This is a genomic window from Streptococcus sanguinis (assembly GCF_900635155.1).
Lineage (GTDB): Bacteria > Bacillota > Bacilli > Lactobacillales > Streptococcaceae > Streptococcus > Streptococcus sanguinis_G.
Window position 1 is genome coordinate 668,721 of sequence record NZ_LR134002.1, and the last position, 26,131, is coordinate 694,851.

Annotated in this window: 23 protein-coding genes and 1 pseudogene; 23 read left to right on the forward strand and 1 reads right to left on the reverse strand. The window is 42.2% G+C overall.

Annotated elements, in window-relative coordinates; genetic code table 11:
- The first annotated feature begins 80 nt into the window (after nucleotides 1-80).
- From ELZ47_RS03415 to ELZ47_RS03460, 10 genes are all read left to right on the forward strand, one after another.
- Nucleotides 81-767: a response regulator transcription factor gene (locus tag ELZ47_RS03415; protein ID WP_032906647.1), complete on the forward strand. Its 687-nt coding sequence runs from the start codon at nucleotides 81-83 to the stop codon at nucleotides 765-767.
- Nucleotides 751-1,731: a sensor histidine kinase gene (locus tag ELZ47_RS03420; protein ID WP_126435262.1), complete on the forward strand. Its 981-nt coding sequence runs from the start codon at nucleotides 751-753 to the stop codon at nucleotides 1,729-1,731. The genes ELZ47_RS03415 and ELZ47_RS03420 overlap by 17 nt, the downstream gene beginning before the upstream one ends.
- Before the next feature lie 11 nt (nucleotides 1,732-1,742).
- Nucleotides 1,743-2,123 (forward strand): class Ib ribonucleoside-diphosphate reductase assembly flavoprotein NrdI, encoded by a 381-nt coding sequence (locus ELZ47_RS03425; protein ID WP_164549545.1) that lies wholly within the window; start codon nucleotides 1,743-1,745, stop codon nucleotides 2,121-2,123.
- Between the two features lie 149 nt (nucleotides 2,124-2,272).
- Nucleotides 2,273-3,028: a TraX family protein gene (locus tag ELZ47_RS03430; RefSeq protein ID WP_126435263.1), complete on the forward strand. Its 756-nt coding sequence runs from the start codon at nucleotides 2,273-2,275 to the stop codon at nucleotides 3,026-3,028.
- A 169-nt stretch (nucleotides 3,029-3,197) separates the two neighbouring features.
- Nucleotides 3,198-3,977: an ABC transporter ATP-binding protein gene (locus ELZ47_RS03435; RefSeq protein ID WP_002899832.1), complete on the forward strand. Its 780-nt coding sequence runs from the start codon at nucleotides 3,198-3,200 to the stop codon at nucleotides 3,975-3,977.
- Nucleotides 3,958-5,970 carry an ABC transporter permease gene (locus ELZ47_RS03440; protein ID WP_126435264.1) on the forward strand — a complete coding sequence of 671 codons (2,013 nt, stop codon included), beginning with the start codon at nucleotides 3,958-3,960 and terminating at the stop codon, nucleotides 5,968-5,970. Before ELZ47_RS03435 ends, ELZ47_RS03440 begins: the two co-directional genes overlap by 20 nt.
- Nucleotides 5,971-6,107: 137 nt before the next feature.
- Nucleotides 6,108-6,974 carry an ABC transporter ATP-binding protein gene (locus tag ELZ47_RS03445; protein WP_126435265.1) on the forward strand — a complete coding sequence of 289 codons (867 nt, stop codon included), beginning with the start codon at nucleotides 6,108-6,110 and terminating at the stop codon, nucleotides 6,972-6,974.
- A 1-nt stretch (nucleotide 6,975) separates the two neighbouring features.
- Nucleotides 6,976-7,821, forward strand: coding sequence for an ABC transporter permease (locus ELZ47_RS03450; RefSeq protein WP_002931252.1), 846 nt, complete (start codon nucleotides 6,976-6,978; stop codon nucleotides 7,819-7,821).
- Between the two features lie 22 nt (nucleotides 7,822-7,843).
- Nucleotides 7,844-8,299: a LytTR family DNA-binding domain-containing protein gene (locus ELZ47_RS03455; protein WP_125340999.1), complete on the forward strand. Its 456-nt coding sequence runs from the start codon at nucleotides 7,844-7,846 to the stop codon at nucleotides 8,297-8,299.
- A 10-nt stretch (nucleotides 8,300-8,309) separates the two neighbouring features.
- A complete protein-coding gene (locus ELZ47_RS03460; RefSeq protein ID WP_126435266.1) occupies nucleotides 8,310-8,726 on the forward strand; it encodes a DUF3021 domain-containing protein in 417 nt (138 codons plus the stop codon).
- A gap of 123 nt (nucleotides 8,727-8,849) precedes the next feature.
- On the opposite strand, the gene ELZ47_RS03470 is transcribed toward ELZ47_RS03460, so the two are convergent.
- Nucleotides 8,850-9,803 (reverse strand): hypothetical protein, encoded by a 954-nt coding sequence (locus ELZ47_RS03470; protein WP_126435267.1) that lies wholly within the window; start codon nucleotides 9,801-9,803, stop codon nucleotides 8,850-8,852.
- A gap of 151 nt (nucleotides 9,804-9,954) precedes the next feature.
- Between ELZ47_RS03470 and ELZ47_RS03475 the strand changes: the two genes are divergently transcribed.
- From ELZ47_RS03475 to ELZ47_RS03540, 13 genes and pseudogenes are all read left to right on the forward strand, one after another.
- The gene (locus tag ELZ47_RS03475; RefSeq protein WP_126435268.1) at nucleotides 9,955-10,521 is read left to right on the forward strand and encodes a TetR/AcrR family transcriptional regulator; all 567 of its coding nucleotides are present in this window, start codon (nucleotides 9,955-9,957) and stop codon (nucleotides 10,519-10,521) included.
- Between the two features lie 194 nt (nucleotides 10,522-10,715).
- A complete protein-coding gene (locus tag ELZ47_RS03480; protein ID WP_126435269.1) occupies nucleotides 10,716-11,063 on the forward strand; it encodes a hypothetical protein in 348 nt (115 codons plus the stop codon).
- Nucleotides 11,064-11,420 (forward strand): class Ib ribonucleoside-diphosphate reductase assembly flavoprotein NrdI, encoded by a 357-nt coding sequence (locus ELZ47_RS03485; protein ID WP_197715327.1) that lies wholly within the window; start codon nucleotides 11,064-11,066, stop codon nucleotides 11,418-11,420.
- A 33-nt stretch (nucleotides 11,421-11,453) separates the two neighbouring features.
- Nucleotides 11,454-11,639: a hypothetical protein gene (locus ELZ47_RS03490; RefSeq protein WP_072074358.1), complete on the forward strand. Its 186-nt coding sequence runs from the start codon at nucleotides 11,454-11,456 to the stop codon at nucleotides 11,637-11,639.
- Nucleotides 11,640-11,937: 298 nt separating this feature from the next.
- A complete protein-coding gene (locus ELZ47_RS03495) occupies nucleotides 11,938-13,791 on the forward strand; it encodes a SpaA isopeptide-forming pilin-related protein (protein WP_164549547.1) in 1,854 nt (617 codons plus the stop codon).
- A 186-nt stretch (nucleotides 13,792-13,977) separates the two neighbouring features.
- Nucleotides 13,978-14,718, forward strand: coding sequence for a class I SAM-dependent methyltransferase (locus ELZ47_RS03505; protein WP_126435272.1), 741 nt, complete (start codon nucleotides 13,978-13,980; stop codon nucleotides 14,716-14,718).
- 666 nt (nucleotides 14,719-15,384) lie between these two features.
- Nucleotides 15,385-16,248 carry a PrsW family glutamic-type intramembrane protease gene (locus ELZ47_RS03510; protein ID WP_126435273.1) on the forward strand — a complete coding sequence of 288 codons (864 nt, stop codon included), beginning with the start codon at nucleotides 15,385-15,387 and terminating at the stop codon, nucleotides 16,246-16,248.
- Complete coding sequence (locus tag ELZ47_RS03515) at nucleotides 16,245-17,111, forward strand: PrsW family glutamic-type intramembrane protease (protein ID WP_125332524.1); 867 nt, start codon at nucleotides 16,245-16,247, stop codon at nucleotides 17,109-17,111. Before ELZ47_RS03510 ends, ELZ47_RS03515 begins: the two co-directional genes overlap by 4 nt.
- Nucleotides 17,083-17,172 (forward strand): annotated as a pseudogene (locus ELZ47_RS03520) (SAM-dependent methyltransferase); the annotation flags it as partial. The gene ELZ47_RS03515 and the pseudogene ELZ47_RS03520, both read left to right, overlap by 29 nt.
- Nucleotides 17,173-17,468: 296 nt before the next feature.
- Nucleotides 17,469-22,688: a SpaA isopeptide-forming pilin-related protein gene (locus tag ELZ47_RS03525; protein ID WP_126435274.1), complete on the forward strand. Its 5,220-nt coding sequence runs from the start codon at nucleotides 17,469-17,471 to the stop codon at nucleotides 22,686-22,688.
- 272 nt (nucleotides 22,689-22,960) lie between these two features.
- Nucleotides 22,961-23,092, forward strand: a complete 132-nt coding sequence (locus ELZ47_RS12055; protein WP_009659231.1) for a hypothetical protein — start codon at nucleotides 22,961-22,963, stop codon at nucleotides 23,090-23,092.
- 178 nt (nucleotides 23,093-23,270) lie between these two features.
- Nucleotides 23,271-24,032, forward strand: a complete 762-nt coding sequence (locus tag ELZ47_RS03535; protein ID WP_002894797.1) for an ABC transporter ATP-binding protein — start codon at nucleotides 23,271-23,273, stop codon at nucleotides 24,030-24,032.
- Nucleotides 24,032-26,020: an ABC transporter permease gene (locus tag ELZ47_RS03540; protein ID WP_125356728.1), complete on the forward strand. Its 1,989-nt coding sequence runs from the start codon at nucleotides 24,032-24,034 to the stop codon at nucleotides 26,018-26,020. Before ELZ47_RS03535 ends, ELZ47_RS03540 begins: the two co-directional genes overlap by 1 nt.
- The last annotated feature ends 111 nt before the right edge of the window (nucleotides 26,021-26,131 follow it).

A 26,131-nucleotide genomic window follows, 5' to 3' on the forward strand; every position in this document is an offset into this window, starting at 1 on the left:
TCCTACCTCAGACTGAGGATGATAAACAAGCAATCGTATTTTTTGGTATAATGTTACTAGCAAGAAATCGGGAGGGAAAGATGCACAAGATTTTACTAGTAGAAGATGATCCAGTCATCCGTCAAATGATTAAAAAAATGCTAGAACAATGGGGCTTTCAGGTGGTAGCAGTCGAAGACTTTATGGATGTGCTGACTATCTTTGTCCGTGAGGAGCCGCATCTGGTGCTGATGGATATTGGCCTGCCCTTATTTAACGGTTATCACTGGTGCCAGGAAATCCGCAAGATTTCAACAGTGCCCATCATGTTTTTGTCTTCCCGCGATCAGTCTATGGACATTGTCATGGCTATCAATATGGGGGCAGATGACTATGTGACCAAACCTTTTGACAATAATGTCTTTCTGGCTAAGGTTCAGGGCTTGCTGCGTCGTTCCTATGAGTTTGGAAACGACCAGAGTCTCCTGGAACACCAGGGTGTCATTCTCAATCTCAAGTCGACAGATCTGGTCTTTGATGGGAAAGTGGTGACCTTGACCAAGAACGAATTTCAGATTTTGCGGGTTCTTTTCGAGCATTCGGATGGTATCGTGGCGCGTGATGATCTGATGAAGGAACTCTGGAATAGTGACTTTTTCATCGATGACAATACCCTATCGGTCAATGTCGCTCGCCTGCGTAAGAAGCTTGAAGAGCACGGACTGAAGAATTTCATCGAAACCAAAAAAGGAATAGGATACGGTCTCATCAATGGACACACAGGATAAATTTTTCTTTCTTAAATCTTACCTTTATTCGCGGCGATTTTTTCTAGCTCTGCTGATTCTGCTGCTAGGCTTTATTCTGCTCTTTGCCTTTGTCTTTGATACTTACCGCAGTCTGCTCGAATATGTCGCGCTCTTGTTAGCTTTTCTGTCTTTCTTGTTTATCGGAGCAGATGCTTGGACGGCCTTTAAGAGCTATCGCAGCCAGAAGCTACAGGTCTCCGCTCAGGCTCAGACTCCTCTAGAAAAGCTCTTGCAGGAAAGAGTGGAAGAGCTGGAGTACGAACAGAAGAATCAGCTCTTGGTTGAGCAGGAAAAATACAATGATTTGCTGGACTACTATACTCTTTGGGTTCATCAAGTCAAGACACCTATTGCTGCCAGCTCGCTCTTGATTGGAGACTTGAAGGATAAGGAAACCAAGTCTCAGTTGGAGCAGGAGCTCTTTAAGATTGAGTCCTACGTTCATCTGGTGCTCCAGTACCTCCGTTTGGAAAGCTTCCATGATGATCTAGTTCTGAAGCAGGAAAATCTGGCTGATTTGGTCAGGGAAGTGGTCAAGAAATACGCTCTTTTCTTTATTCAGCAAGGACTCAGTCTCAATCTTCATGATCTAGACCACACGATTGTCACTGATAAAAAGTGGTTTCTAGTGATTTTAGAGCAGGTCCTGTCTAATAGTCTTAAATACACCAAAGAAGGCAGCATAGAGATTTATTTTCATGAAGGCAGCCTCTATATCAAGGACACGGGTCTGGGGATTCAAAATGCTGATTTGCTGCGGGTTTTTGAGCGCGGTTTCTCAGGCTACAATGGTCGTCTGACCCAGCAGTCATCAGGCTTAGGTCTTTATCTGTCCAAGAAAATTGCTGATCAGCTGGGACACAAGATTGCTATAGACTCTCAAGTTGGTCAGGGAACGACGGTTTCCATCGCCTTTCCTGAGAAGAAATTGATCTTTGAGTAGGAGGAAGAAAGTTGCTAGTAGTGGTTTATGATAGTCTGACTGGTTTGGGCAAAAAGTTTGCTAAAAGTCTGGGACTGCCTAGCCAGTCAGTCTGGAAAAAGCTGGAGGAGCCCTGTATTTTAGTCAGCAGAAATAGCGGAGCAGGGCAGATTCCGTGGACGACCAAGCGCTTCATCAGAAAGTACAGACATCTAATCAAAGGCTTTGTCATCAATGGCAATCAGAAGCGTTATCCGCGGACCTTTTGCGGGGCGACGGATAAGATAGTGGAGCAGTATGGTCTTCGCCATATTCGTAACATAGAGGGCTCTGGAACGGAAGCAGACAGAAAGGCAGTCAAAGGCTTTCTAGGACAGTTGCAGACCGCTGAAAGTGTGCATAAAAGCCACTAGGTTTTGTGCTATTTTTGACGGATGCTCCTGCATGATTTTTAAAAGTGACAAAATTGTAAGAATAAAACTAGCAAATGAAAGGTTAGGTTATGGTACCGGCCTTTCTTTTTTATTATCATAGAGGCAAGAAATAAGAAGGAGACAGAAAAATGAAATCAAAAGGTTTGAATGCTTTTCAGTTGAAGCTCTTCATGGCATTTCTTATGATTTTTGACCATATCAGCCAGATACCAGGGCTGGTGCCGGACGGCTGGGATGGCATCTTGCATGCCCTAACCCGCTGTGTCGGAGTAGCATTTGCCTTCATGGCAGTGGAAGGTTTTCTCCACACTCGCAACCGCCTGGCTTATAATATGCGGCTCTTCTTTTGGGCAGCCCTGATGCAGACAGGAAACTGTATCCTGACGCTCCTCTTTCAGGAAAAGGGCATCTACCTCACTCACAATATCTTCCTGACCTTGGCCTGCGGGGTCCTCATGCTGAGTCTTTTCTTTGGCTTTTCTGACAATGGCCGAGCTGCTAAGGAGCAGAAGCGTGGTTTGCGGATAGCGGCAGGAGTATTGGTCTTGCTGGCGGGACTTCTCTTTAGCGAAGGCGGCATGGCTTTGCTTCCTTTCATGCTCTTGACCTACCTTTTTAGAAATCAAGTCTTTTTCAGAAACTTGTCCTATGTAGTTTGGGCGGGAGTTCTCTTTGCCATGAGTATTCAAATTTATCCAACCTTGCAGGACACGCTATCGATGCTGCTCTATAATTCAGACTGGCTCTTTATCAGTGTTCTTCCTCTCTTGCACTTCTATAATGGTGAGCGAGGATCCAGCAGCAAGTGGAGCAAATATTTCTTCTATATTTTCTATCCAGCCCACCTTTGGCTAATTGCTTTGATTGCCTTTTGGGTAAAATAAAGCCCATCTCATCTTACAAAAGTGTAAGATTGCACTTTAAAATGTAAGCTTAGGTTATGGCTGGGCGTTTGGTATTGAGATAAAATAGACTTATCAATTAGGAGGCAGTTCATAAATACTGCTAAAAGCAGGGCTTTGATAGGTGCCTGCTAGACAGAAAGGAAGCAAGATGACATTATTAGACGTACAGCATGTGAAAAAAATTTATAAAACCCGCTTTCAGGGCAGCCAAGTAGAGGCACTGAAAGACATTCACTTTACGGTAGAAAAAGGTGAATATGTCGCCATCATGGGGGAGTCAGGCTCTGGGAAATCCACCCTGCTCAACATCCTAGCCATGCTGGACAAGCCGACTGAGGGCCGCGTCTTTCTCAACGGAACTGACACAGCAACCATCAAAAACAGCCAAGCTTCCAGCTTCCGCCGGGAGAAATTAGGCTTTGTCTTTCAGGATTTCAATCTGCTGGATACTCTGTCGGTCAAGGATAATATTCTCCTGCCTCTGGTTCTCTCTCGTCGTCCCATTACCGAGATGATGCAAAAGCTGGTTACGACTTGCAACGAGCTGGGGATTAACAAGCTGCAAGAGAAGTTTCCTTATGAGATTTCCGGTGGTCAGAAGCAGCGGGTTGCAGTAGCTCGGGCCATCATCACAGACCCTGAGATTCTGCTGGCGGATGAGCCGACGGGAGCCTTGGATTCCAAGTCTTCGGCTGCGTTGCTGGATGTCTTTGACGACATCAATGCCCGCGGTCAGACCATTCTCATGGTGACCCACTCAACGGCAGCGGCTAGCCGCGCCAAGCGGGTGCTCTTTATCAAGGATGGGATTCTCTATAATCAAATCTTCCGCGGTGACAAAACCGAGCGGCAGATGTTCCAAGAGATTTCTGATACTCTGACAGTTATGGCAAGTGAGGTGGGCAATTATGTTCAAACTAACGAGTAAACTGGCTTTGTCCAATCTGGTTAAAAATCGCAGTTTGTATTATCCATTTGCTTTGGCGACGGTACTTGCAACAGCGATTTTGTATAGTTTTATCTCACTGGCTCATAGCCCCAACATGGAGACCTCTTATGGCGGTGCAGCTGCTCGCATGACCTTGCAGTTTGGTATCCATGTCATTCAGATTGCCGTCCTTATCCTTATCACCTATGCTAATAGCTTCGTTATGAAAAACCGCTCCCGAGAGTTGGGAGTCTATAGTCTACTGGGCATGGAGAAAAAGCATCTGCTAGTCATGACCTTCTTTGAACTCTGTGTCTTTTATCTACTTACAGTTGGTCTGGGTATCTTGTCTGGCCTAGCTTTAGATAAGATGCTCTACGCAGTCCTTTTGAAATTGATGGGAATGCCGGCAGTTCTTGCCTCGACCTTCCAATGGAAGAACGCCTGGATGACTCTAGCTAGTCTGGGTGTCGCTTTTGCGGTGATTTTGTTGCTCAACTCTACGCGTCTTCTACGCTATAGCTCTCTTAACCTAATGAAGGAAAAGAAAGCAGGCGAGAAGAAAGGACGCTTCCTTTTTCTGCAAACCTTGCTGGGTCTCCTGCTCATGGGTGTGGCTTATTATATGGCTTTGACCGTTACCAAGCCTGTCGCTGCTATCGGCAATTTCTTTATAGCCGTGATCATGGTTATCCTAGCAACCTATCTGCTTTTTAATGCAGGTTCAATTACACTATTGAAATTTCTCAAAAAGCGCAAAGGTTACTACTATAAAACGCAGAATTTCATTTCTGTTTCCAATCTTATCTCGCGGATGCGTAAAAATGCAGCAGGATTGGCAACTATCTCCATTCTATCTACCATGCTCTTAGTGACTCTGGTTGGTACAATCAATATCTATGTTGGAGGTCAGGATTATATTACTACCTTGCATCCAAAGGATTACAATGTCAGCGTCGTCTTGCCGAAATCGACCGATCAGAAGGAGGCTCTGTTGGACAAGGTCCAGCAAGTAGCTCAGGACTCAGGTCTGAAGAAGCCAAGCTATACTACCTATCTCTACCAATCAGCCTTCGTCACGAAACTGGCTGGTAATGATGTGACAGTTCCAATGCAAAGAGAGCTAGAGTCAGATACAAGTATCTTGACCAAGTCTGCCGGCACGATTACAGTTATCAATCGTCAGGATTATGAAAAAATGACAGGGGAAAAGATAGACCTGGCAGACGATGAAACTCTTGTCTATGGAAAAAATATTTCCTTAAATAAGGACAAGCCACTCCGAGTGAATGGTAAGGACTGGAAGATTAAGCAGCTTTTATCGTCGAATTTCACGCATGGGGAAATCCCTAATCCGAACGATGTGACCATGGAACAGGGGCTCTATATGGTGGTCAATGATGTCAAAGAGGTTAATCTCGATGTGGATCATTACTACTACATTGGAGTTGCTTCAGAGACTAAGGGCAGTAAAAAGTTTGTAGAGCAAGTCCAACTGGGGTTGAGGGACACTTTGGATCAGGAACAAGCTCAAGATGGTAGCTTCGCAATGGCTAGTGACCGTTATAGTGCAGAAAAGAGCTATCAAGAACTTACTGGAACCTTGCTCTTCATCGGTGTCTTCCTCTCCGTTATCTTCCTTCTAGGAGCTGTTCTCGTGATTTACTACAAGCAAATCTCTGAAGGATATGAAGATCGCGATGGCTTTATCATCTTGCAAAAAGTTGGTTTAGATGAAAAGCAGACTAGAAGTACCATTCGCAAGCAGATTTTGACTGTTTTCTTCCTACCTCTCATCTTTGCTTTTCTACATGTAGCAGCGGTCTTTCACATGTTGCGCTTGATAGTTGCCCTACTAGGTGTGACCAATCTTCCTCTTTTGATTCAGACAACACTTGCAACTTGCGGTGTCTTCCTCCTGACCTATATTCTGGTCTTTCTTCTGACTTCACGCAGTTACCGCAAGATTGTCGCCGCTAATAAACTTCCCTGACCGAATGGTCGGGGATTTTTTGACGTCTGGATTTTCACCTCTCATCTCCTTGATTTTACCGCTTGTCCAAAAAGCTGAGATTTTTCAAAAAAGACTTGCTATCATAGTCTCAGAAGTTAAGGACAGGAGAAAAGATCATGTTAGTAGAAACAAAAAATCTAAGCAAGGTTTATGGCGATAAGGTGGCTGTCAATGATCTGAATATTCAGATTGAGAGAGGCAGTTTTACAGCTATTCTAGGCCCTAATGGTGCAGGAAAATCGACAACTATTCAGATGCTGATAGGGCTCTTGCAGCCGACATCCGGGCAGATTTGCTATGCTGAAAAGCCTAGGCTGGGTGTGGTTTTCCAAAACAGTGTATTGGACGACCGGCTGACGGTTTTGGAAAATCTGACCATCAGAGCCAAGCAGTACAAGGAGATGCCGGCAGGTAGAATCGATCGCTTGGTCTCTCAGCTGGGATTATCAGCCTTTGCCAAGCAGCCTTATGGGACACTGTCCGGTGGTCAAAAGCGTCGGGTGGACATTGCGCGAGCCCTACTCAATAGTCCCGACCTGCTCTTTCTGGATGAGCCGACCACAGGCTTGGACATTCAGACTCGGGAGAGTATTTGGAGTTTGCTCAAGCAAATTCAGAAAGAAGAGCAGATGACCATTGTCTTGACAACCCACTATCTCAATGAAGCTGATGATGCGGATAAGATCTATATCGTAGACCATGGTCAGGTCATTGCCCAAGGCTCTGCAGACCAGATTAAGGGAAACTATGCCCGTAATGCCTTACGGATTTTGAGTCAAGACTCAGTAGGTTTAGAGAAAAGTTTGCCAAGAGGCTGCGCTTGGGAGCAAGTCAAGGTGGGAGAATTTATCCTCCACCCTAAAACGACTCAAGAAGCACTGACCTTATTGGCTCAGGCTGGTCCCTATATCGAACAATTTGAATTTCAACCCGGAACCATGGACGATGCCTTTATGGCACTGACAGGAAGAGAGGTACGCTAATATGCTCGCTTTGATAAAACGTAATTTTTTACTTTATTTCCGAAACCGCAGTGGGGTAATTTTGTCCCTCTTCGGAGCGATTATTCCCTTTGTGCTTTATATCGTTTTTTTGAAAAATAATTACAAAGCTCATTCCAGCCAGCTGATGGACTTGTGGCTGATTGGCGGTGTATTGGCAGTTACAGGATTAACGACCACATTGGCAGCTTTCTCTCGGCAGGTCGAAGACCGGGAGCGGAAGGTGACAGACGACCTCTTTATCACAGACTTGGGACCATGGGGATTGCAGCTTAGTTATCTTGTCAGCTCTGTTATTATCGGCTTTTTGATGCAGGTCATTATGTTTGCCTTTATGCTCAGCTATTTTACGCTGGAGGATAAAGTTTCCTTTGAATGGGGGAGTCTTCCTTACCTGATGTTTCTGATGCTCTTGAACAGTCTCTTAGCCACACTGATAAATGCTCTGATTGTTCAATGTTTCAAATCAGTGGATAGTCTGGGGAAATTGGCGACAGTAGTCGGAGCTACATCTGGTTTTCTAGTGGGAACCTATATCCCCATTGGAACCTTGCCGAATATGGCACAAAATCTAATGAAGCTTACGCCTTCTAACTATATGGCCTCTCTTTTCAGACAGGTTCTCATGAAGGAAAGTCTAGCAGATACTTTTGCCAATAACAGCCAGCCGCAAGCAGCTTTCGAAAAAACAATGGGAATTCGCATTGAATGGCAGGAGCTCTTGACAAGGACAGAAACTTTCTATATAGTTGGAATAGTTTTAGTTGCAATAGCGCTTATTTGGATGGTGCAAAATATGATTGCCATCCGCCGGCTGAAACTACAATAGAATGTGAATAGGGAGCTTCCTCTTGCAAGCAAAATTTGAAACAGATCCAACCATTTCATCTCAGGATCCGCTGGTTGTGGTCAAGGCAGACCAGCTAGCGGCTGAAGCCAAGGCTATCTTAGATTATTTAGAGCAGTACAAGGCTGGGCCAAGTGGTGTCCTGCCTATCAAGTCGGACGATAAGCTTATCATGCTGAAGACTGAAGATATTATCCTAGCAGACATCAACCAGACAACTTTGATGATTTACAGCAGAGAAGGCATTTACCAGACGACAGAGACCTTGACTCGCTTTCAGCAGCGGATTAGCAGCTCGAACTTTATCCAGGTTTCCCGGCATGCTGTCATCAATATTGACCATCTGGAGTCTTTGTCTGACAGTTTTTCTGGCAATATGACGGCCAAGCTGACCAATCAAATCAAGACCGAAGTCAGCCGTCGTTATGTCAAACTCTTGATGGAATATCTGGGAATCTAGGAGGTAAGTGATGAGTATAAAAAAATGTCTACACGCTATATTAATGGGCATCCAGACAGGGAGTGCAGTCTATCTGATTGTCCTTGCCCTCTCTATTCAAAAAAATCCGCCCACAACAAGTAATATCATCAGTGTCATGGTGATGAGCGGTTTGATTGGGATCATCAGCTCAATGTTAAAAACTCTTGAAGACCGATTCTCTTTTTCAGTCTCGGTTTTGCTGCATTTTGCTGCGGTCGCAGTCTTGGCATGCTGCTTCATGGTCTACAATAACTGGGGATTTTTAATTGCCAACTGGCATTTCTGGCTGGATTTTATTCTGATTTATCTCTTTTTATGGCTCTTTCATTACTTGGATACAAATCTTAAGACCAAGAAGATTAACAGCGCCTTGGCTAAGCGCAGAAAGGAAAAAGAAGGCAAGTAACTTGCTGAAAAACGTTCTGACAAGCATATCATAAAAATAAATGGAGCTGGATTGTATCCTGCTCCTGTCTTTTTGTATCTAAAAAACTCAAGCTAGATTTTCTAGCTTGAGTTTTATGTGCTATTACACTCCCAATCGGATATGAGGGAAGTGGTTGTAAAGATAGTCAAAGGTTGACTGGAGTTTAGTGTCTGTTGTTTTACCAATGTTCTTAATGGGCATTTGGTATTTCTTTTGATTGTTTCTAACAGCAACTAAGGTTGAGTTTCTGTTTGAAGCAACGAAGCCGCGATGCATGGTGAGAATGTGGTGGTAGAGATGGACGACCTGTTTGAGATCAATTGCCTTGAAACCTCGATAGTAGGTAATGAGATGGTCTTTATAAACAGCAATTTTCAGCACATCATCGTGGAAAGATGCTTGCTCCAGCAGGATATTGAGATTGTCCTTGGCCTCTGGATAGGCTGCATAGATTTCTTCGTAGGCAGCGATATTTTTCTTGCGGCCGATAATTCCTATAACGACAAAGAAAACACAGAGTCCAATCAAAAACAGAATGTAGAACATGAATGCAAGATTGTCAGATTCAAATTCAGTGATAGAGATATAGGAGCTGCTTGACATTACTGTGATGACTTCGGGATTGTCTGCTAGGAGACCGCGAACGAGGCTGCCATAATTAGAGATATATCCCTGATTTTTTTTAGGGGAGTTAGCATTAACATAGGAGCCAACGATTCGGACAGGATTTTTTTCCAGCTCGCCCTTTTTCTCTTTTTCCAAGAGCTGGGCAATCTGCTTGTCCCCTTTTTTAGCCTGCAGACCAACATATCCGTCTTGGTAGGCAACCAGCCAAACTTGAGTATTATCTTCTACTTCAATCAGGGCCTCTGGGAAAATATATGACACTTCAGCATAGACTGCTGAATCTGCTCCCGACTCGCTATTTCGGTCATAGGCGGTCTTGGTGTTGACCTTTTGGTATTGGATAAAGCCCATTACTGCAGCAACAACTAGAAAAATAAGAGAAATTACCAGTAGGGCGATGATACCCTGGTTTCGTCTTTCCTTGAGCATAGCTCAACCTCCAAAATATAATCTAAAAAAATAATTTGATTAGCAAACTATCTTTTTTGTATAGTATAGCATAAATGCTTGACAAGTGGCAAGATTGTGTTAAAATATGAATGAACACAAAATATAATTCATTCACAAAAGAGGCGTGGAAATGGATAAAAAAAATGAGCTCCTGGCTGCGGCTAGAGAAGTCTTTGCAGAAAAAGGCTATAAGGCAGCTGGAATTTCTGATATTGCCAAGAGAAGCCAGATGGCTGTCGGATCTTTTTACAAGTATTATGAGTCCAAGGAAGCTATCTTCTTGGAGGTTTATGTAACTGAAAATAGCCGTATACGTGAGGGAATCATGCAAAGCGTAGACTGGCAGGGCGAGCCCGAGGCAATCATTGAACAGCTTTTTGCAGTCACTTTTGAATTGATTTCGCCCAATAAAATTCTGGCTGAGTGGAACAAGCCGGGCATTTCTCAGATTCTGCACGATTACTATAATCAGGATTCCGGCCGAGCGTCCAATGCCTTTCATCAGTTTCTGATTCAGACCTTCAGCCAGCGCTTGCAGGAAGAGGGCTTTTCGAAAGAGAAAATAGCTGAGATCATGAAGGTTTATGACTTGATTTACTACATAGACATGCATGTCACGGAGCAGGAATTTTCAGGCTACTTCGATAGTCTTGAGACTTTAGTGAAATATTTTGTTAAGGGGATTTTTTCCAAATAGAGGAAATTCCTTTTCTTAGAAATAGGTGTGAATGAATTTTTGAAGTTATTCATTCATAAACGAAGGAGGTGATGGGTTATGTCCTGTGATTCGGAAATGGAAAGCAACTTAATTAGATAAAGTGGAATATTTTTTAGAAGGCTTTGAATGAATATTTGGAAATGTTCATTCAAAAGCAGAAAGTGAGGAAAAGAATGAATAAGCAAGGAGGATTTGCCATGAGCGGATTGGCTATTTTGGGTATCTGTATGGTGCTGATTGGTCTTTTGACCATTGGCTATGGCGGTGTAACAGTTGGTTTTAGTTTGAGTGTGGATTTTCAGTCATTTTTAGTCGGAGGTCTCATCATTGTCCTAATCGGAGCAGCTTTGATTCCGGGCTTGCCGGCAGTTGCTAAGCTGACGGCACTGGCTTTGACAACTTTGTCATTGCTGATGTACATTCACATGATGCCAGATTTAGAGTTCATGCTTATGCTCATCTCAGATGTCGTGGTTTTAGGCTTTGTGGCTTGGTTTGCTATCCTTTTTTTAAGAAAATAGGTGATGAAAATGATTGTAGTTTATGATTCAAATACTGGTGTTGGAAAACGATTTGCAGAATCACTGGGCTATCCGACCCAGACCATCAAGGAGAAACTTGAAGAGCCCTGTATTCTCATTACTCGAAATGCTGGTGCTGGGAAAATTCCATGGTCTACCAAACGCTTTATCAAGAAACATCCTGGGCTGATTAAAGGTTTTGTTAACAATGGTGACTCTGTTAAACATGGTCGGACTTTCTGCGGGGCGACTGCCTTGATTATCGAAAAATATGGGCTCCAGCATATCTGCGATATTGACCAAGGCGGTAGTCCAGAAGATGTCAAGACTGTGCAGGCATTTTTGGCGGAGTGCTAGTCTCATCAAGTTTCGCATAAATGGAGGACTCGTATGTCTAGGTTCAAGAAAATTGGGAGCTTGTTTCTGGCTCTGATTTCTGTCTTTATCTTAACGGCCTGCGGGCATACACAGAAAGAGCCCGACACTTCAGATGAGACGGAAAGAAATTCTTCCAAACAAGAAGAAATACATCAGAATCAAGTAGATGCAACTTCCAGTGCGTCACAGAAAGATTGACTTTTTGGTCAAAATAGAAGAGCTGAATTTGTTCAATTATTTCAGCTTATCTATTCATTATTTGGCCTGTTTTGCTTACCATAAAGGAGAGAGAAGACTAACATCTTCTTTCTCCTTTTTATGATAAAACCCTGTGAGCATTCCTATAGTTTTTTAATAGCCAATATGGTACAATGAATTAGTATTGTCTTTCCAGTGTTTGTCAAAAAGGCAGAAGAACATGAAAAGAGCGTGTTCAACTGGCTTGTCAATACGCTGTACTTTTAAACAAATTTTACTTGTGAGAAAGGAAGATTGCATGAATAAAAAACTGAGAGTATGGTTTCAGCTAATCATTCTCTGTCTAGGTGTGTTCCTGCCTTTCCTAGCCGGAACCCTTAAGGCTCAGGCGGCGGAACTCAATGATGTTATCACTGAGATGCACCTCACCACTAACTCTGGTGAGCAGCTGACCAATGGTGTGGATATCTGGCAGACCTTCCGTGTCTATGCTAAGTTTGCCCTGCCAGACAACCAAGCCCATGCGGGTGATACAACGGTGATTCATTTACCGAATGAATTTACCTTTGGGAATTCTTCAGCTATTGAGCTAAAGGATGAAAACGGAGCTCTGGTAGCTAATGGAGTCCTGGATAGCGATGCCAAGACCATCACACTGACATACACTGACTATGTGGAGCAGAAGTCTGGTGTCAGAGGCGAGTTTTTCTTCTATTCGCGGATTGACCATGTGGTCGTCACAGAGGAAAGGGATATTCCAACTACTTTCACGGTGGGCAATAATAGGATTCCGGCCGGTAGCATTCACTATAATGGGCCGCCGAAAAAGTATGAATCTCTGCTAGAAAAGAGTGCTTTTCAGTGGGATGCCGATGCTAAAAATGAAATCCGCTACAATGTAGCCATTAACCGTAACATGGGCAACTACAAAAATGTCTCTGTGACGGACAAGCTGGGTGATACAAACGCTAAGATTGTTCAAGACTCTGTACGAGTTTATAAGGTTTCTTGGCGCTGGAATAATGGAGATTGGGCGCGTGATTCGACTGAAGATGTAACAGCAGACTTCCAGTCTAAGATGACCTTTGGCGCTGAAGGTGATAGCTTGACAATCAACTTCGGTGATGTAGAAGGATTCGGCTACCTAGTTGAGTACAAGACACTAGCTGACTACGATTTGGCTGATGGAGAAGTTGTAGGAAATAAGGCTACCATGAACTACAACAATACCGAGACAGTGTCTGTCACCAACGAGTACTCTTATCAAATTGCTGGCGGAAAGTCAGAAGGCTATAACTTCAAGGTGAAGGTTCACAAAACAGATGAGTCTAATGCTTCTCTGAGCGGTGCAGTCTTTGAAGTGGTGCGGAAAGCGACCAATAAGGTGGTTGGCACAATCACGACAGATGCGGATGGGAATGCGGAAGTTGGTAATCTTCTACGCGACACTTATATCCTGCGTGAAACGACTGCTCCGGCTGGTTATGACCGTCTGACAGAGGATATTACGATCAGTCCAGCAGACTTTGGTAAAACGCTGAATGTCGGCAGTCCTGCTTCTGGAGATTCTGGAGACAGTAGAATGGTTGCAGTCAATGTCGTTAACAAGCAAATGCCAACTCCTGGGGACAAAAAGGTAACCTTCAGCAAGGTCAACCTAGCTGGTGAGGAAATTGCCGGTGCTCAGATTCAGATTTTCAAGGGACGGGAAAGCAAGGGCAGTCCTGTCGCATCTTGGACTTCAGAAGCTGACAAATCTAAAGAAATCAACTTAGAGCCGGGTATTTACACCTTCCATGAAGAAGCGGCTCCGACAGGTTATCTGGCTGTGACAGATATTATCTTCCAAGTTAATGAAGATGGCACTGTAACAGTTCTAGACGCTAATAGCAATGCTGTAGAATATACAGACGGTAAGTTGTTCATTACTGACCAAGCGGCACCAGCTGAACCTGGTACCCCTGATAAAGCAGTTCAAGGCGGTATTAAGCCAAATCAATCATCTGATTCTGATAAAGCAGCAGACGGTCAAGGAAAATCTAAAAAAGTTCTTCCTGCGACTGGCTCTGCCGAAAATATTGAATTGGTTCTTGGCGGTCTAGTAGTTCTAACCCTTTTAGGACTTTACCGAAAGATTCGACTGAGCAAATAAAGAAAAAGAGGATAGAGCAGAATGCTTTATCTTCTTTTTGTTTGCTTATTTTGGACTAGCTTTTTTGCAGCTTACTGAGCAATTTCTTCCAGTTACTCATGCAGGGCAGCCACTTACGGAAAAACTCTTGTTTTTAGCTCAGAATCCTCTATAATAAATGGCAAATAGAAAAAGGAGACAGAAGATATGACAGATACAAAAATTCAAGAGAAGCTGAAGCCAGGTTTGAAGTTAGAGGATTTTCAAAAAGATGGGGACATCTATCTGGCGCTGAATCCGGACTATGTCTCAGGGGACAATGCCAAGTATATGACCATGTACAATCGCTTGGCTCGCTGGTATGATTTTGGTGAAAAATGGATAGGGCCACTTCTCCATGGCAAGGCAATTGACAAGCTGAGAAAGAACCAGATGGCAGAAATAGAATGGAAGGATCATTTATCCGTCCTTTATGTCTCTATCGGGACTGGTCAAGACCTGCGCTACATTCCTGAGAATATTGACCTGAAAAGCCTAGACTTTGTTGGGGCAGATATTTCCATAGGCATGCTGAAAAAATGTCAGAAATCCTGTGCCAAGAAGACCAATCTGCAACTCTTTCATGCTTGTGCAGAGGACCTGCCTTTTGCAGATAATAGCTTTGACATCGTCTATCATATCGGTGGAATTAATTTCTTTAGTGATAAGGCCAAGGCCATGCAGGAAATGCTGCGGGTGGCTAAGCCAGGAACTAAGATTATGATTTCAGACGAGACAGCAGACTATGTGGACCAGCAATATAAGAAGAACCACTTCAGCAAGGACTATTTTAAGGACGCTACTGTTGATTTAGGAGAAATTGAGGCCGCTATACCGACAGGAGTCAAAGAGAAGGAGTTGAAACTCCTCTGGGACGGAAAATTTTATGTCCTGACGTTTAGGAAATAAATCAGAAGAACTGGACTTTGTTTCCGGTTTTTTTGATTCTGAATAAAAGAAACATTCGACACAGTTTAATTGTTAGAAAAATATTCCTTCATGCTAAGTGATAAAAATGTAAGTTTAAAAGCTGAAATGACAGGTTAGGTTACAGAAAGGTTATCTTTCTTTTTGCATAATAGGGGGTGCCCTTTTGATGTTCTTCAAATAGAGAAATGATTTTAGGGCTAATATCATACTTTTTAGAAAGGAATATTGTATGAAAAAAATAACTGCAAATTTTTTGAAAAATAATTGATGTTTGTATTCTAGAATATTTAATATGAGGGATTAAAGAAAGTTTAAACTTTTTACAATAAATTGACACCGGAAATGAAATGACAGATTATATTAGAATTACTTATGTTTGCAATCTTACAATATTGTAAGATTATAAGTTTGGAACGTAAGATTTATGTAAGATTAAAATTTTAATATTTTGCTAGAATGAAGTTAGTAAGATGTTTTACTATTTCATTCAAAAATTTTTGACGGTTGATTTTAAGAATCTGATCTACAAGCAGTCAACTACATTATTTTCAAGAGGATAAATTCGATGAATTTTAAGCAAAAAAATGATAATCATTCGTTTTCGAATAAGTCTTTTTGTAGTTTTTCTTGAAAAGGAGGCTTTTTATGAGGAAAAATATTGTCTTATTTAGCTACCTATCCTTGATTTGTCTTGGGTTAGGATTATCTATGAATCCTTACTTATCTTATAGTTTGTCTGCAAAAGATTATGGGATTGTTGGTGTAGTGAGTCTGCTTGAACTCTTCTATATTGTTCCTATTATAATATTATTGGCCTATTTGGCTCGCAAATGGCGAACACCTTCTGTTGCTCTTTGGCTAGCTTTTGTAGGTGGCTTATTTTTATCCAGTTTTTTTGCTATAGTTGGTGATGAGAGCATTTTTGCTTGGTTAAAGTCAACTTTTCCTAGCCACTCATTCTTTAATATCTTTAAAGATTCTTTAGTAGCCCCATTTATTGAGGAGCCAGTCAAGTTATTAGCTGTTGTTTGGGCAATATATTTTATGCCTGTGAAAAATATAAAATCTATACTGTTGCTAGGCTATGCGGCAGGGACAGGATTCGAGATTAGGGAGCAGTTCACTTTTATTGCTAAAAATTTAGATAAAGGATTGGCTTATTCCATTTCTCAGGCTCTGGGGAGAATTTTCGCAGCTTTGACTTCTCACGGGCTTTATACAGCTTTAACGGCTTTTGGCTTAATACTCATGCTACTTTATTATAAGAAGAATCAATCAGTATTTTATAAAGGAATATTTTGTTTCATTTTGCCTTTTGTTTTGCATTTTCTATGGAATTTGCCAAACGGTCAATTATCCTTCAGTCCCCTTATGATTGCTTTTGAAGTTTCTTTCAGTTTAGTTGTTCTTTACGAAGCTTTTCATTTTGCCAAAAAATTTGATCGAAAACAAGACTTAAACATTGGTAACAACCATTTCCTTGATTTCAGAATGGGGGTAAAGGAATGAAGAAAAGACTTATTCTTTTTATTTACTTTTTTCTAGTGATACTTGGACTAGGAGTCGTTACAGAACCTTATATCTCCTATAGTTTGTCAGGTACTGATTATGGGATAGTGGGAGTAGCTAGTTTATTAGAAATTTTCTATATTGTTCCAGTCTTTCTTTTGCTCTTTCTTTTGGCTAAAAAATGGCAGACCCCCTTGGCAGCTATTTTATTAGCACTGATAGGCGGACTTTTCCTGTCGAAGTTTCTATCTAGTACGGCTGATAGGGGACTGACTTATTTATTAGAAAGTAACTTTCCTAAGACTTCCTGGGTGAATATCATTCAGGACTCTGTTGTTGCTCCGCCTATTGAGGAGCCTGCCAAACTTCTAGCAGTAGTCTTCGCCTATTACTTTGTTCCAGTAAAAAATCTAAAATCAATATTGCTGCTGGGCTATGCTGCGGGTACAGGATTTGAAATTCAAGAACAATTTGTTTGGATTGCTAATAATGTAGACCGTGGTTTGGCTGATTCTCTATCACAAGTCATAAGCCGTTTAGTTCCGGCTTTTATGTCTCACGGGCTATATACATCTTTGCTTACTTTCGGTCTTGCACTGATATTACATTATCATAAGAAGAATCAATCTGTATTTGCTTATGGCCTATTTTGTGTTATGCTGCCTTTTGTTTTACATTTCTTGTGGAATCTGCCAGCGAATCAGACTTATTGGGGTCGGATAATTCTAGCTTTTGAGCTTGCTTTTAGTCTTTTAGTCCTCTATAAAGCCTATGGTTTAGCAAAAGATATAGATAGGCAGTCAGGTGAATTACGATTGAAAAATTCTCATCTTTTTAGAGGCCGTTATACCGGCAGGGGTTAAGGAGAAGGAGTTGAAACTCCTCTGGGACGGAAAATTTTATGTCCTGACGTTTAGGAAATAAATCAGAAGAACCGGACTTTGTTTCCGGTTTTTTTGATTCTGAATAAAAGAAACATTCGTTACAGTTTAATTGTTAGAAAAATATTCCTTCATGCTAAGTGACAAAAAGCTAAACAAATGTTAAAAAAATCTCCTTTTGTGTATAGCCATTTTTCTTATAGTATGATAAAATGTAGATGTAATGTATCTATAAATGTTCGCTTTTTAGAAAGTGGGCACTGACAAGATGGGGAAGCTCAGTTAGTATACAATTACATTGTACATTTAAAACTGAATATTGTGAGAAAGGAAAATTGCATGAACAAAAGGATTAGAGCATTGCTCCACCTTATTATTCTTTTTTTAGGAGTAATTCTGCCATCTTTGGCGCCACTGACTCAGGTACAAGCAGCTGAGATTGGTAATGCTATCACGGAGATGAGTCTGAAGAATTCTTCAGGTGGTGATTTGACGCAGGGGGTTGATATTTGGGAAACTTTTCGAGTTTACGCAAAGTTTGTCTTGCCGGATAACCAAGTACATCAAGGTGATACGACAACAATCACCTTGCCTTCTGAGTATGCTTTTGGGAACTCTTCAGCTATTGAACTTAAGGACAGCTCGGATAACGTTGTGGCAAATGGATTTTTGGATTCAACCAACAAGACCATTACTTTGACCTATACAAATTATGTTGAGCAAAAGTCTGGTGTCCAAGGAGAATTCTTCTTCTATGCACGAGTTGACCATGATGTTGTGAGACAAGAAGGTGACTTGAATGGTGGATTTACCGTAGGAGGTCGGATGTTGTATCCGGGAATCGTCCATTATAATGGACCGCCCAAAAGATATGACTCAAAAATTGAAAAGAGCTCTTATCAGGCAGCAGAAGACGGTAAGAATGAAGTTCATTATAATATTGCGATTAACCGCAATATGGAGCATTATACCGATGTAACGATAACTGACAAGATTACCTCGCCTAATTTTAAAATCATGAGAGACTCAATTCGGGTCTATAAAATTGCTTGGCGCTGGAATAATGGAGATTGGGTGCGGGATTCAACAGAAGACGTGACAGCTAATTTCCAATCAAAAATCACGGAAAATGCTGCTGGTGATGGATTCACGATCGACCTTGGCGACATGGATGGTTTCGGGTATTTGCTGGACTATAAGACAAAAGCAGATTACGATCTTGTTGATGGTGAGCGTGTTTCCAATAGTGCTACAATGACCTATAACGGTGGTCAAACAACGACATCAGCTGAAAATCGCTCTTATCAGATTGCTGGCGGTGTTGGAGAAGGCTATGTTTTCACCATTAAGCTCCATAAGGTCAATGAAAATGGTGAAAATCTGCAAGGTGCTGAATTTGAAGTTGTTCGTGATCGGACCGGTGCAGTTGTCGGAAAATTAACCACAGATTCTAACGGGAATGCCAACTTGGGTGACTTGTTGCGCGATGATTATACCATCCGTGAAGTGACTCCTCCTACAGGATATGATAAATTAACTGAGGAAATTAAGATTGGGTCCCAGGATTTTGGAACAGACAAATCTGTATCGCGTGAAATCGTCAATAAGAAGACGGTAACTGAGCAGGATATAACCTTCAAAAAAGTAGATCCAAACGGGAAAGAAATTCCTGGTGCGCAACTGAAAATCTATAAAGGTGATCATGTTGATCAGGAAGAAGCTCCCGTTGCAGACTGGACTTCAGAAGAAAATACTTCTAAAGTCATAAAACTGTCTCCAGGAACCTATACATTGACTGAAGCTAACGCTCCTGCTGGTTATCAATATGTTGAAGATATCACATTTACTGTAGGTGCTAATGGCACTGTTACTCTTGTGAAAAAAGGAGCAGAAGATACCGTTCAAGCAGCGGGTTCAATTCTGACGATTACCGACAAGGAGGACAATAGTCCTAAAGCCATTACCTTCAGCAAGGTTAACCTAGGCGGTACTGAAATTGCTGGTGCTCAAATTAAGATTTTCAAAGGCAACAAAGCGCAGGGTCAAGCTCTTGAAAGCTGGACATCCGAAGCTAATCAGTCTAAAGAAATCAATTTGGAGCCTGGTACTTACACCTTCCATGAGGAAGCCGCGCCAACTAGTTACCTCAAAGTAACTGACATCACATTCCAAGTCAAACATGACGGTACGGTGGAAGTGACTAATGTCGGAGAAAAAGACTCCAAAGGTGAAAACAACAAGGTTGTGACTGAAGGAGCAACTTTGAAGGTAACAGACAAGGATGACGACACAGAACGTGATGTGACTATCAAAAAAGTAGATCCAAACGGGAAGGAGATTCCTGGTGCGGAACTGAAACTTTACAAAGGCAGTCGGATTCGTCCTGAAGCTAAACCTGTTGCAGAGTGGACATCCGAAGCCAACGCATCTAAAGTAGTAAAATTAGCTCCAGGGACATATTCTCTGAAAGAAAGTCATGCTCCTGCTGGGTTTGTAGCTGTAGAAGATATTAAATTCACAGTTCATTCCGATGGTACTATTACAGTTGATGCTAAAGGAGCAACAGATTCTGTTGAAGCAAATGGCTTGGTTCTTACTGTAACTGATAAAGAGGACAATAGTCTGAAAGCCATTACTTTCAGTAAAGTCAACCTTGGCGGAACTGAAATCGCTGGTGCGGAAATCAAGATCTTCAAGGGCGAGAAAGCTGAAGGAAACGCAGTCGAAAGCTGGACATCCGAAGCTGGCAAGTCTAAGGAAATCAACTTGACTCCAGGTACCTACACCTTCCATGAGGAAGCAGCCCCAACCGGTTACCTCAAAGTGACCGATATCACTTTCCAAGTCAAGCATGACGGTACAGTGGAAGTGACAAACGTTGGTGAGAAAGATGCTAAGGGTGAATCTAACACCGTTGCGACCAATGGTGGAACTCTGACTATTACTGATAAGGATGATAATCTTCCACGTAAGATTACCTTCAGCAAGGTCAACCTCGGTGGTACAGAAATCGCGGGAGCTCAAATCAAGATCTACAAGGGCGATAAGGCAGAAGGCAATCCAGTAGAAAGCTGGACATCTGAAGCAGGTAAGTCTAAGGACATCAACTTGACTCCGGGCACTTACACTTTCCATGAAGAAGCGGCTCCAACCGGTTACCTCAAAGTTACTGACATCACTTTCCAAGTGAAAACGGATGGAACAGTAGAAGTAACCAATGTCGGTGAAAAGGACTCTAAGGGTGAAGACAACAAGGTTGTGACCGCTGGTTCTAAAGTGACCGTAACGGATAAAGACGATGACCTCCCGCGTAAGATTACTTTTAGCAAGGTCAACCTCGGTGGTACAGAAATCGCCGGTGCTCAGATTAAGATTTACAAGGGCGATAAAGCTGAAGGCACAGCTGTTGAAAGCTGGACTTCAGAAGCTGGTCAGTCTAAAGAGTTGAACTTGACTCCGGGCACTTACACTTTCCATGAGGAAGCAGCACCGACCGGTTACCTCAAAGTAACCGACATCACTTTCAAAGTTAACCATGCCGGCACAGTAGAAGTGACAAATGTTGGCGAGAAGGACGCTAAGGGCGAAGCTAACACCGTTGCGACCAATGGTTCAACTGTTACGGTGACTGACAAAGATGACGACCTCCCGCGTAAGGTGACTTTCAGTAAGGTCAACCTTGGCGGTACAGAAATCGCAGGAGCTCAGATCAAGATCTACAAGGGCGACAAGGCAGAAGGTGCAGCCGTTGAAAGCTGGACATCCGAAGCTGGTAAGTCTAAGGACATCAACTTGACTCCGGGCACTTACACTTTCCATGAAGAAGCGGCTCCAACCGGTTACCTCAAAGTGACCGACATCACATTCCAAGTCAAGCATGACGGCACAGTGGAAGTGATAAACGTTGGCGAGAAAGACGCTAAGGGTGAAGAGAACAAGGTCATAACTAACGGCTCAACTGTTACAGTAACCGATAAGGATGATGATCTTCCACGTAAGGTGACCTTCAGTAAGGTAAACCTCGGTGGAGAAGAAATCGCCGGAGCTCAGATTAAAATCTACAAAGGCGACAAGGCAGAAGGTGCAGCCGTTGAAAGCTGGACATCCGAGGTTAATCAGTCTAAGGACATTAACTTAGCACCGGGAACTTACACCTTCCATGAGGAAGCAGCCCCAACCGGTTACCTCAAAGTAACGGACATCACATTCCAAGTCAAACATGACGGCACAGTGGAAGTGACAAATGTTGGCGAGAAGGACTCTAAGGGTGAAGCTAACACAGTTGCAACCAATGGTTCAACTGTTACGGTGACTGACAAAGATGATGACCTTCCACGTAAGGTTACCTTCAGTAAGGTCAACCTAGGCGGTATAGAAATCGCTGGTGCTGAAATCAAGATCTACAAGGGCGAGAAAGCTGAAGGTACAGCCGTAGAAAGCTGGACATCCGAAGCTAACCAGTCTAAGGACATCAACTTAGTACCTGGCACTTATACCTTCCATGAGGAAGCTGCACCAACAGGTTACCTCAAAGTGACCGATATCACATTCCAAGTCAAACATGACGGCACAGTGGAAGTGACGAACGTTGGCGAAAAAGACTCTAAGGGTGAAGACAACAAGGTTGTGACTGCTGGTTCTAAAGTCACCGTGACCGATAAGGATGATGATCTTCCACGTAAGGTGACCTTCAGTAAGGTTAGCCTTGGTGGCGAGGAAATCGCTGGTGCGGAAATCAAGATTTTCAAAGGCGATAAAGCAGAAGGTCAAGCTGTTGAAAGCTGGACATCTGAAGCTAACAAGTCTAAGGACATCAACTTAGCCCCAGGAACTTACACTTTCCATGAGGAAGCGGCTCCAACGGGTTACCTCAAAGTGACCGACATCACATTCCAAGTCAAGCATGATGGCACAGTGGAAATGACAAACGTTGGTGAGAAAGACGCTAAGGGCGAATCTAACACCGTTGCGATCAATGGTTCAGCTGTTACAGTGACTGACAAAGATGATGACCTTCCACGTAAGGTGATCTTCAGTAAGGTTAACCTTGGCGGTATTGAGATTGCCGGTGCAGAGATTCAAATTTTCCAAGGCAAAGAGGCAACTGGTAATCCTGTAGCGAAATGGACTTCAGAAGCAAATACATCGCATGAGCTTGGATTAGCTCCTGGAGTATATACCTTCCATGAAGCTGCAGCCCCAACCGGTTACCTAGCTGTTACTGACATTGTGTTCCAAGTGAATCTCGATGGTACAGTAACAGTTGTAAATGCCAATGGAAATACAGTTGAATACAAGGATGGGAAGTTAGTCGTAACTGACCAAACGAAACCGACTGGCCCAGACAAGGATCCGTCTAAAAAAACAGATGAACCAGATCCGAAAAAATCAAATCAAGATAAACCAATAGAAAAAGACCAAGATAAACCTGGAGATAAGGGGAAGACGAAGAAAATTCTGCCTTTCACAGGTACAGAAATCAGCTTTACGCTACTTGCTTTCGGTCTGATTCTGATAGTTGGTTGTGGGGTTTATTTCGGGATCCGTTTCAAAAAATAAAACAGAAAACAAGTGTCAATGAACATTGGCGCTTGTTTTTTTATGCGCTTGATGAAAGAAGCCGATAGGTATCGGTGAATTTATGCCTATTGACGCAGTTTAAGGACAATTAAAAACTATTTTTTCTAAGTGACAAAAATGTAAGTTTAAAGGCTAAAATGAAAGGTTATCTTATGGCAGCTAGTCTGGGAATCCGGTATCCTATAAATGTAAAGAAAAAGAAGATAAACGTCTTCCAAACTAATAATCAGATTTCAAGAAGGAGGCCCGCTATGAAAATCAATCTTTTTAACCATCGCCAAAGTAAACCTAAAGCTCAAAAGATTTCCAAGGAAGAAATCGAGAAGACTCGTCTAGGCTGTGCTTCCAGTCAATATTATTTCTGGCTGCAGTACAGTCACTGAGAGTTTCCAGTATTCAAGGATGAGAGAAAGGTCAGTTGACTTTTCTCTTTATCCGACTTGGAGCACAAGATGACAAAAATGTAAGATTGGCAGGCAAAATGAAAGATTAGGTTATGGAAACTTGTCTGTCTTTCCGGTATGATAGTAGTATCAATTTAAATAAAGAAGAGGTTCGAGTATGACATTATTAGACGTACAGCACGTGAAAAAGATTTATAAAACTCGCTTTCAGGGTAGTCAAGTAGAGGCATTGAAGGACATTCACTTTACGGTAGAAAAAGGCGAATATGTCGCCATCATGGGGGAGTCGGGCTCCGGGAAATCCACCCTGCTCAATATCCTAGCCATGCTGGACAAGCCGACTGAGGGCCGCGTCTTTCTAAACGGAACTGACACAGCAACCATCAAAAACAGCCAGGCTTCCAGCTTCCGCCGAGAGAAATTAGGCTTTGTCTTTCAGGACTTTAATCTGTTGGACACCCTATCAGTCAAGGATAATATTCTCCTGCCACTGGTCCTATCTCGCCGTCCCATTACCGAGATGATGCAAAAGCTGGTTACGACCTGCAATGAGCTGGGGATTAACAAGTTGCAAGAGAAGTTTCCTTATGAGATTTCCGGTGGCCAGAAGCAGCGGGTTGCAGTGGCTCGGGCCATCATCACAGACCCTGAGATTCTGCTGGCGGACGAGCCGACGGGAGCCTTGGATTCCAAGTCTTCAGCAGCCCTGCTAGATGTTTTTGACGACATCAATGCCCGCGGTCAAACCATTCTCATGGTAACCCACTCAACGGCAGCAGCTAGCCGCGCCAAGCGGGTGCTCTTTATCAAGGATGGGATTCTTTATAATCAAATCTTCCGCGGTGACAAGACCGAGCGGCAAATGTTCCAAGAGATTTCCGATACTCTGACAGTTATGGCAAGTGAGGTGAAAGACTAGTGTTTCGATTAGCAGCAAAATTGGCGGTATCCAATCTGATTAAGAACCGCCGTCTCTATTATCCTTTTGCATTGGCTACCTGTGTGGCTGTAGCCATTTCTTATATTTTCAACTCCTTGGCTTTTAATCCCAATCTATCCAAAATGACAGGGGCCAGCTCTGTTATCCTCGTTTTGGTTCTAGGGGTCGTTATTGTGAACATCACAGCTGGAATTATTGTCTTTTATGCCAATCAATTTGTCATGAAGAATCGCTCCAAAGAGCTAGGACTTTACGGCATGTTGGGGCTCAATAAACGCCATCTCTTTGTTATGACTTTTATTGAGCTTCTGATTTTTGGGCTAGTGGCTGTAAGCTTGGGGCTGACTATTGGTGTTCTCTTTGACCAGCTGATTTATGCCTTTCTGCTCAAGCTCATGGGTACCAAGGTGGTTCTAGTTTCGACATTTCAACCTTTTGTATTGGTATTGATTATCATTTTCTATGCTTTTGTATTTTTCTGCTTGCTGATTAAAAACGGCTTTTACTTAAGAAAGTTTGATGCTCTGCAATTAGTCAAAGAAAAAAATAGCGGGGAGAAAAAGAGTCGCTTTTTACTCTTGCAAACTATTATTGGTATGTCTTCTCTCGCTTTTGGCTATTATCTTGCTTTAGGTGTATCTAATCCGATGGCAGCCATTATCATTTTCTTCGTAGCTGTACTTTTTGTTATTCTAGGGACTTATCTACTTTTCAATGCAGGAACGACTGTTTTCTTACAATTTTTGAAAAAGAAGAAGACATTTTATTATCAGCCTGATAACATGATTTCGGTATCTAATCTAATTTTTCGAATGAAGAAAAATGCAATCGGTTTAGCGACGATTTCTATTTTGTCGACAATGGTTTTGGTTACCTTATCTGGTGGAGCTAACATTTATGCTGGCGGTGATTATATGCAGAATGCCATGTTCCCGCATGATTTCAGTATCCAAGGAAAAGAAATAACAGGTGAGGTGCTGGACCAAGCTTTGACAGAGTTTGTTCAAGAGCAGCAGCTACAGATTAGTAAAAAAGTTATTTACCAGTATTATACGATAGGAGTTAGCGGTCGAACTGGTAATCAGCTAGATATTTATTCTAAGGGACAGAAATCATTCACTCCAAATCTTTATATTTTGGCCATTTCTGAGAGTGATTATCAAGGAATGACGGGTCAAAATCTTCAGCTTAAAGATGATGAAGTAGCCATATTTGAGCAAGGACTGGAACTAGACAGCAAAAAAGATTTACAGCTAGCTGATAAAAATTTAAAAATCAAGAGAAAATTAAAAGAAGATTTCGTTTTCGGTAATATACCCGATCCGATGAATATGATAGTGCCTGAAAAAATCTATATGGTAGCTAAAAATCCGAGTCAAATCTTTTCTTCATTTATGAACGATTACGCTGTCAATGTTAACTATTATGGAGGATTAAATCTCAAGCTTCCAAAAGAAGAACAGAGAAAACTAAAAGAAGCATACCAAGAAAAGTTAAGCAGTTTTAATACCACCTTACCTGAAAATCAAGGTATTTATGGTTCGGTGACAGCCTTCGATAAGCAAGAAATAAAAGGAATGCTAGGTGGTATGTTCTTTATTGGAATTTTCCTATCAATCGTTTTTATGCTTGGAACTGTTCTTATCATCTACTACAAGCAGATTTCTGAAGGCTATGAAGATCGAGAAGGCTTTGTTATTTTACAAAAGGTTGGATTGGACGAAAAACAAATTAAGAAAACGATTCGTAGGCAAATTCTGATAGTCTTTTTCCTACCACTAATCTTTGCTTTTCTTCATTTGGCATTTGCCTATCACATGCTGAGCTTGATTTTATCTGCTTTAGGGGTGCTGAATGCCACACTCATGTTAGTGATGACTCTGGGTGTTTGTGCTCTGTTTATTGCAGTATATGTCGGTGTCTTTCTCATTACTTCTCGCAGCTATCGCAAAATTGTGGCTATGTGATAGTAGAGACAGGCTTCATATAGCTTTCATCTATTTTAAAGACTTAGGCTGAGATTTCTCTCAGCCTTTCTTTTCGGTAAATTTCTGAGAAAGATTCCTAAAAGCGTGGAA

Excerpts from the sequence above, each read along its gene's own strand:
- ELZ47_RS03490 (WP_072074358.1), top strand. The coding sequence starts at position 11,454 with ATGTCTAGGTTCAAGAAAATTGGGAGCTTGTTTCTGGCTCTGATTTCT.
- ELZ47_RS03445 (WP_126435265.1), top strand. The coding sequence starts at position 6,108 with ATGTTAGTAGAAACAAAAAATCTAAGCAAGGTTTATGGCGATAAGGTG.
- ELZ47_RS03480 (WP_126435269.1), top strand. The coding sequence starts at position 10,716 with ATGAATAAGCAAGGAGGATTTGCCATGAGCGGATTGGCTATTTTGGGT.
- ELZ47_RS03495 (WP_164549547.1), top strand. The coding sequence starts at position 11,938 with ATGAATAAAAAACTGAGAGTATGGTTTCAGCTAATCATTCTCTGTCTA.
- ELZ47_RS03420 (WP_126435262.1), top strand. The coding sequence starts at position 751 with ATGGACACACAGGATAAATTTTTCTTTCTTAAATCTTACCTTTATTCG.
- ELZ47_RS03470 (WP_126435267.1), bottom strand. The coding sequence starts at position 9,803 with ATGCTCAAGGAAAGACGAAACCAGGGTATCATCGCCCTACTGGTAATT.
- ELZ47_RS03430 (WP_126435263.1), top strand. The coding sequence starts at position 2,273 with ATGAAATCAAAAGGTTTGAATGCTTTTCAGTTGAAGCTCTTCATGGCA.
- ELZ47_RS03505 (WP_126435272.1), top strand. The coding sequence starts at position 13,978 with ATGACAGATACAAAAATTCAAGAGAAGCTGAAGCCAGGTTTGAAGTTA.
- ELZ47_RS03475 (WP_126435268.1), top strand. The coding sequence starts at position 9,955 with ATGGATAAAAAAAATGAGCTCCTGGCTGCGGCTAGAGAAGTCTTTGCA.
- ELZ47_RS03515 (WP_125332524.1), top strand. The coding sequence starts at position 16,245 with ATGAAGAAAAGACTTATTCTTTTTATTTACTTTTTTCTAGTGATACTT.
- ELZ47_RS03525 (WP_126435274.1), top strand. The coding sequence starts at position 17,469 with ATGAACAAAAGGATTAGAGCATTGCTCCACCTTATTATTCTTTTTTTA.
- ELZ47_RS03450 (WP_002931252.1), top strand. The coding sequence starts at position 6,976 with ATGCTCGCTTTGATAAAACGTAATTTTTTACTTTATTTCCGAAACCGC.
- ELZ47_RS03460 (WP_126435266.1), top strand. The coding sequence starts at position 8,310 with ATGAGTATAAAAAAATGTCTACACGCTATATTAATGGGCATCCAGACA.
- ELZ47_RS03510 (WP_126435273.1), top strand. The coding sequence starts at position 15,385 with ATGAGGAAAAATATTGTCTTATTTAGCTACCTATCCTTGATTTGTCTT.
- ELZ47_RS03435 (WP_002899832.1), top strand. The coding sequence starts at position 3,198 with ATGACATTATTAGACGTACAGCATGTGAAAAAAATTTATAAAACCCGC.
- ELZ47_RS03415 (WP_032906647.1), top strand. The coding sequence starts at position 81 with ATGCACAAGATTTTACTAGTAGAAGATGATCCAGTCATCCGTCAAATG.
- ELZ47_RS03535 (WP_002894797.1), top strand. The coding sequence starts at position 23,271 with ATGACATTATTAGACGTACAGCACGTGAAAAAGATTTATAAAACTCGC.
- ELZ47_RS03440 (WP_126435264.1), top strand. The coding sequence starts at position 3,958 with ATGTTCAAACTAACGAGTAAACTGGCTTTGTCCAATCTGGTTAAAAAT.
- ELZ47_RS12055 (WP_009659231.1), top strand. The coding sequence starts at position 22,961 with ATGAAAATCAATCTTTTTAACCATCGCCAAAGTAAACCTAAAGCTCAA.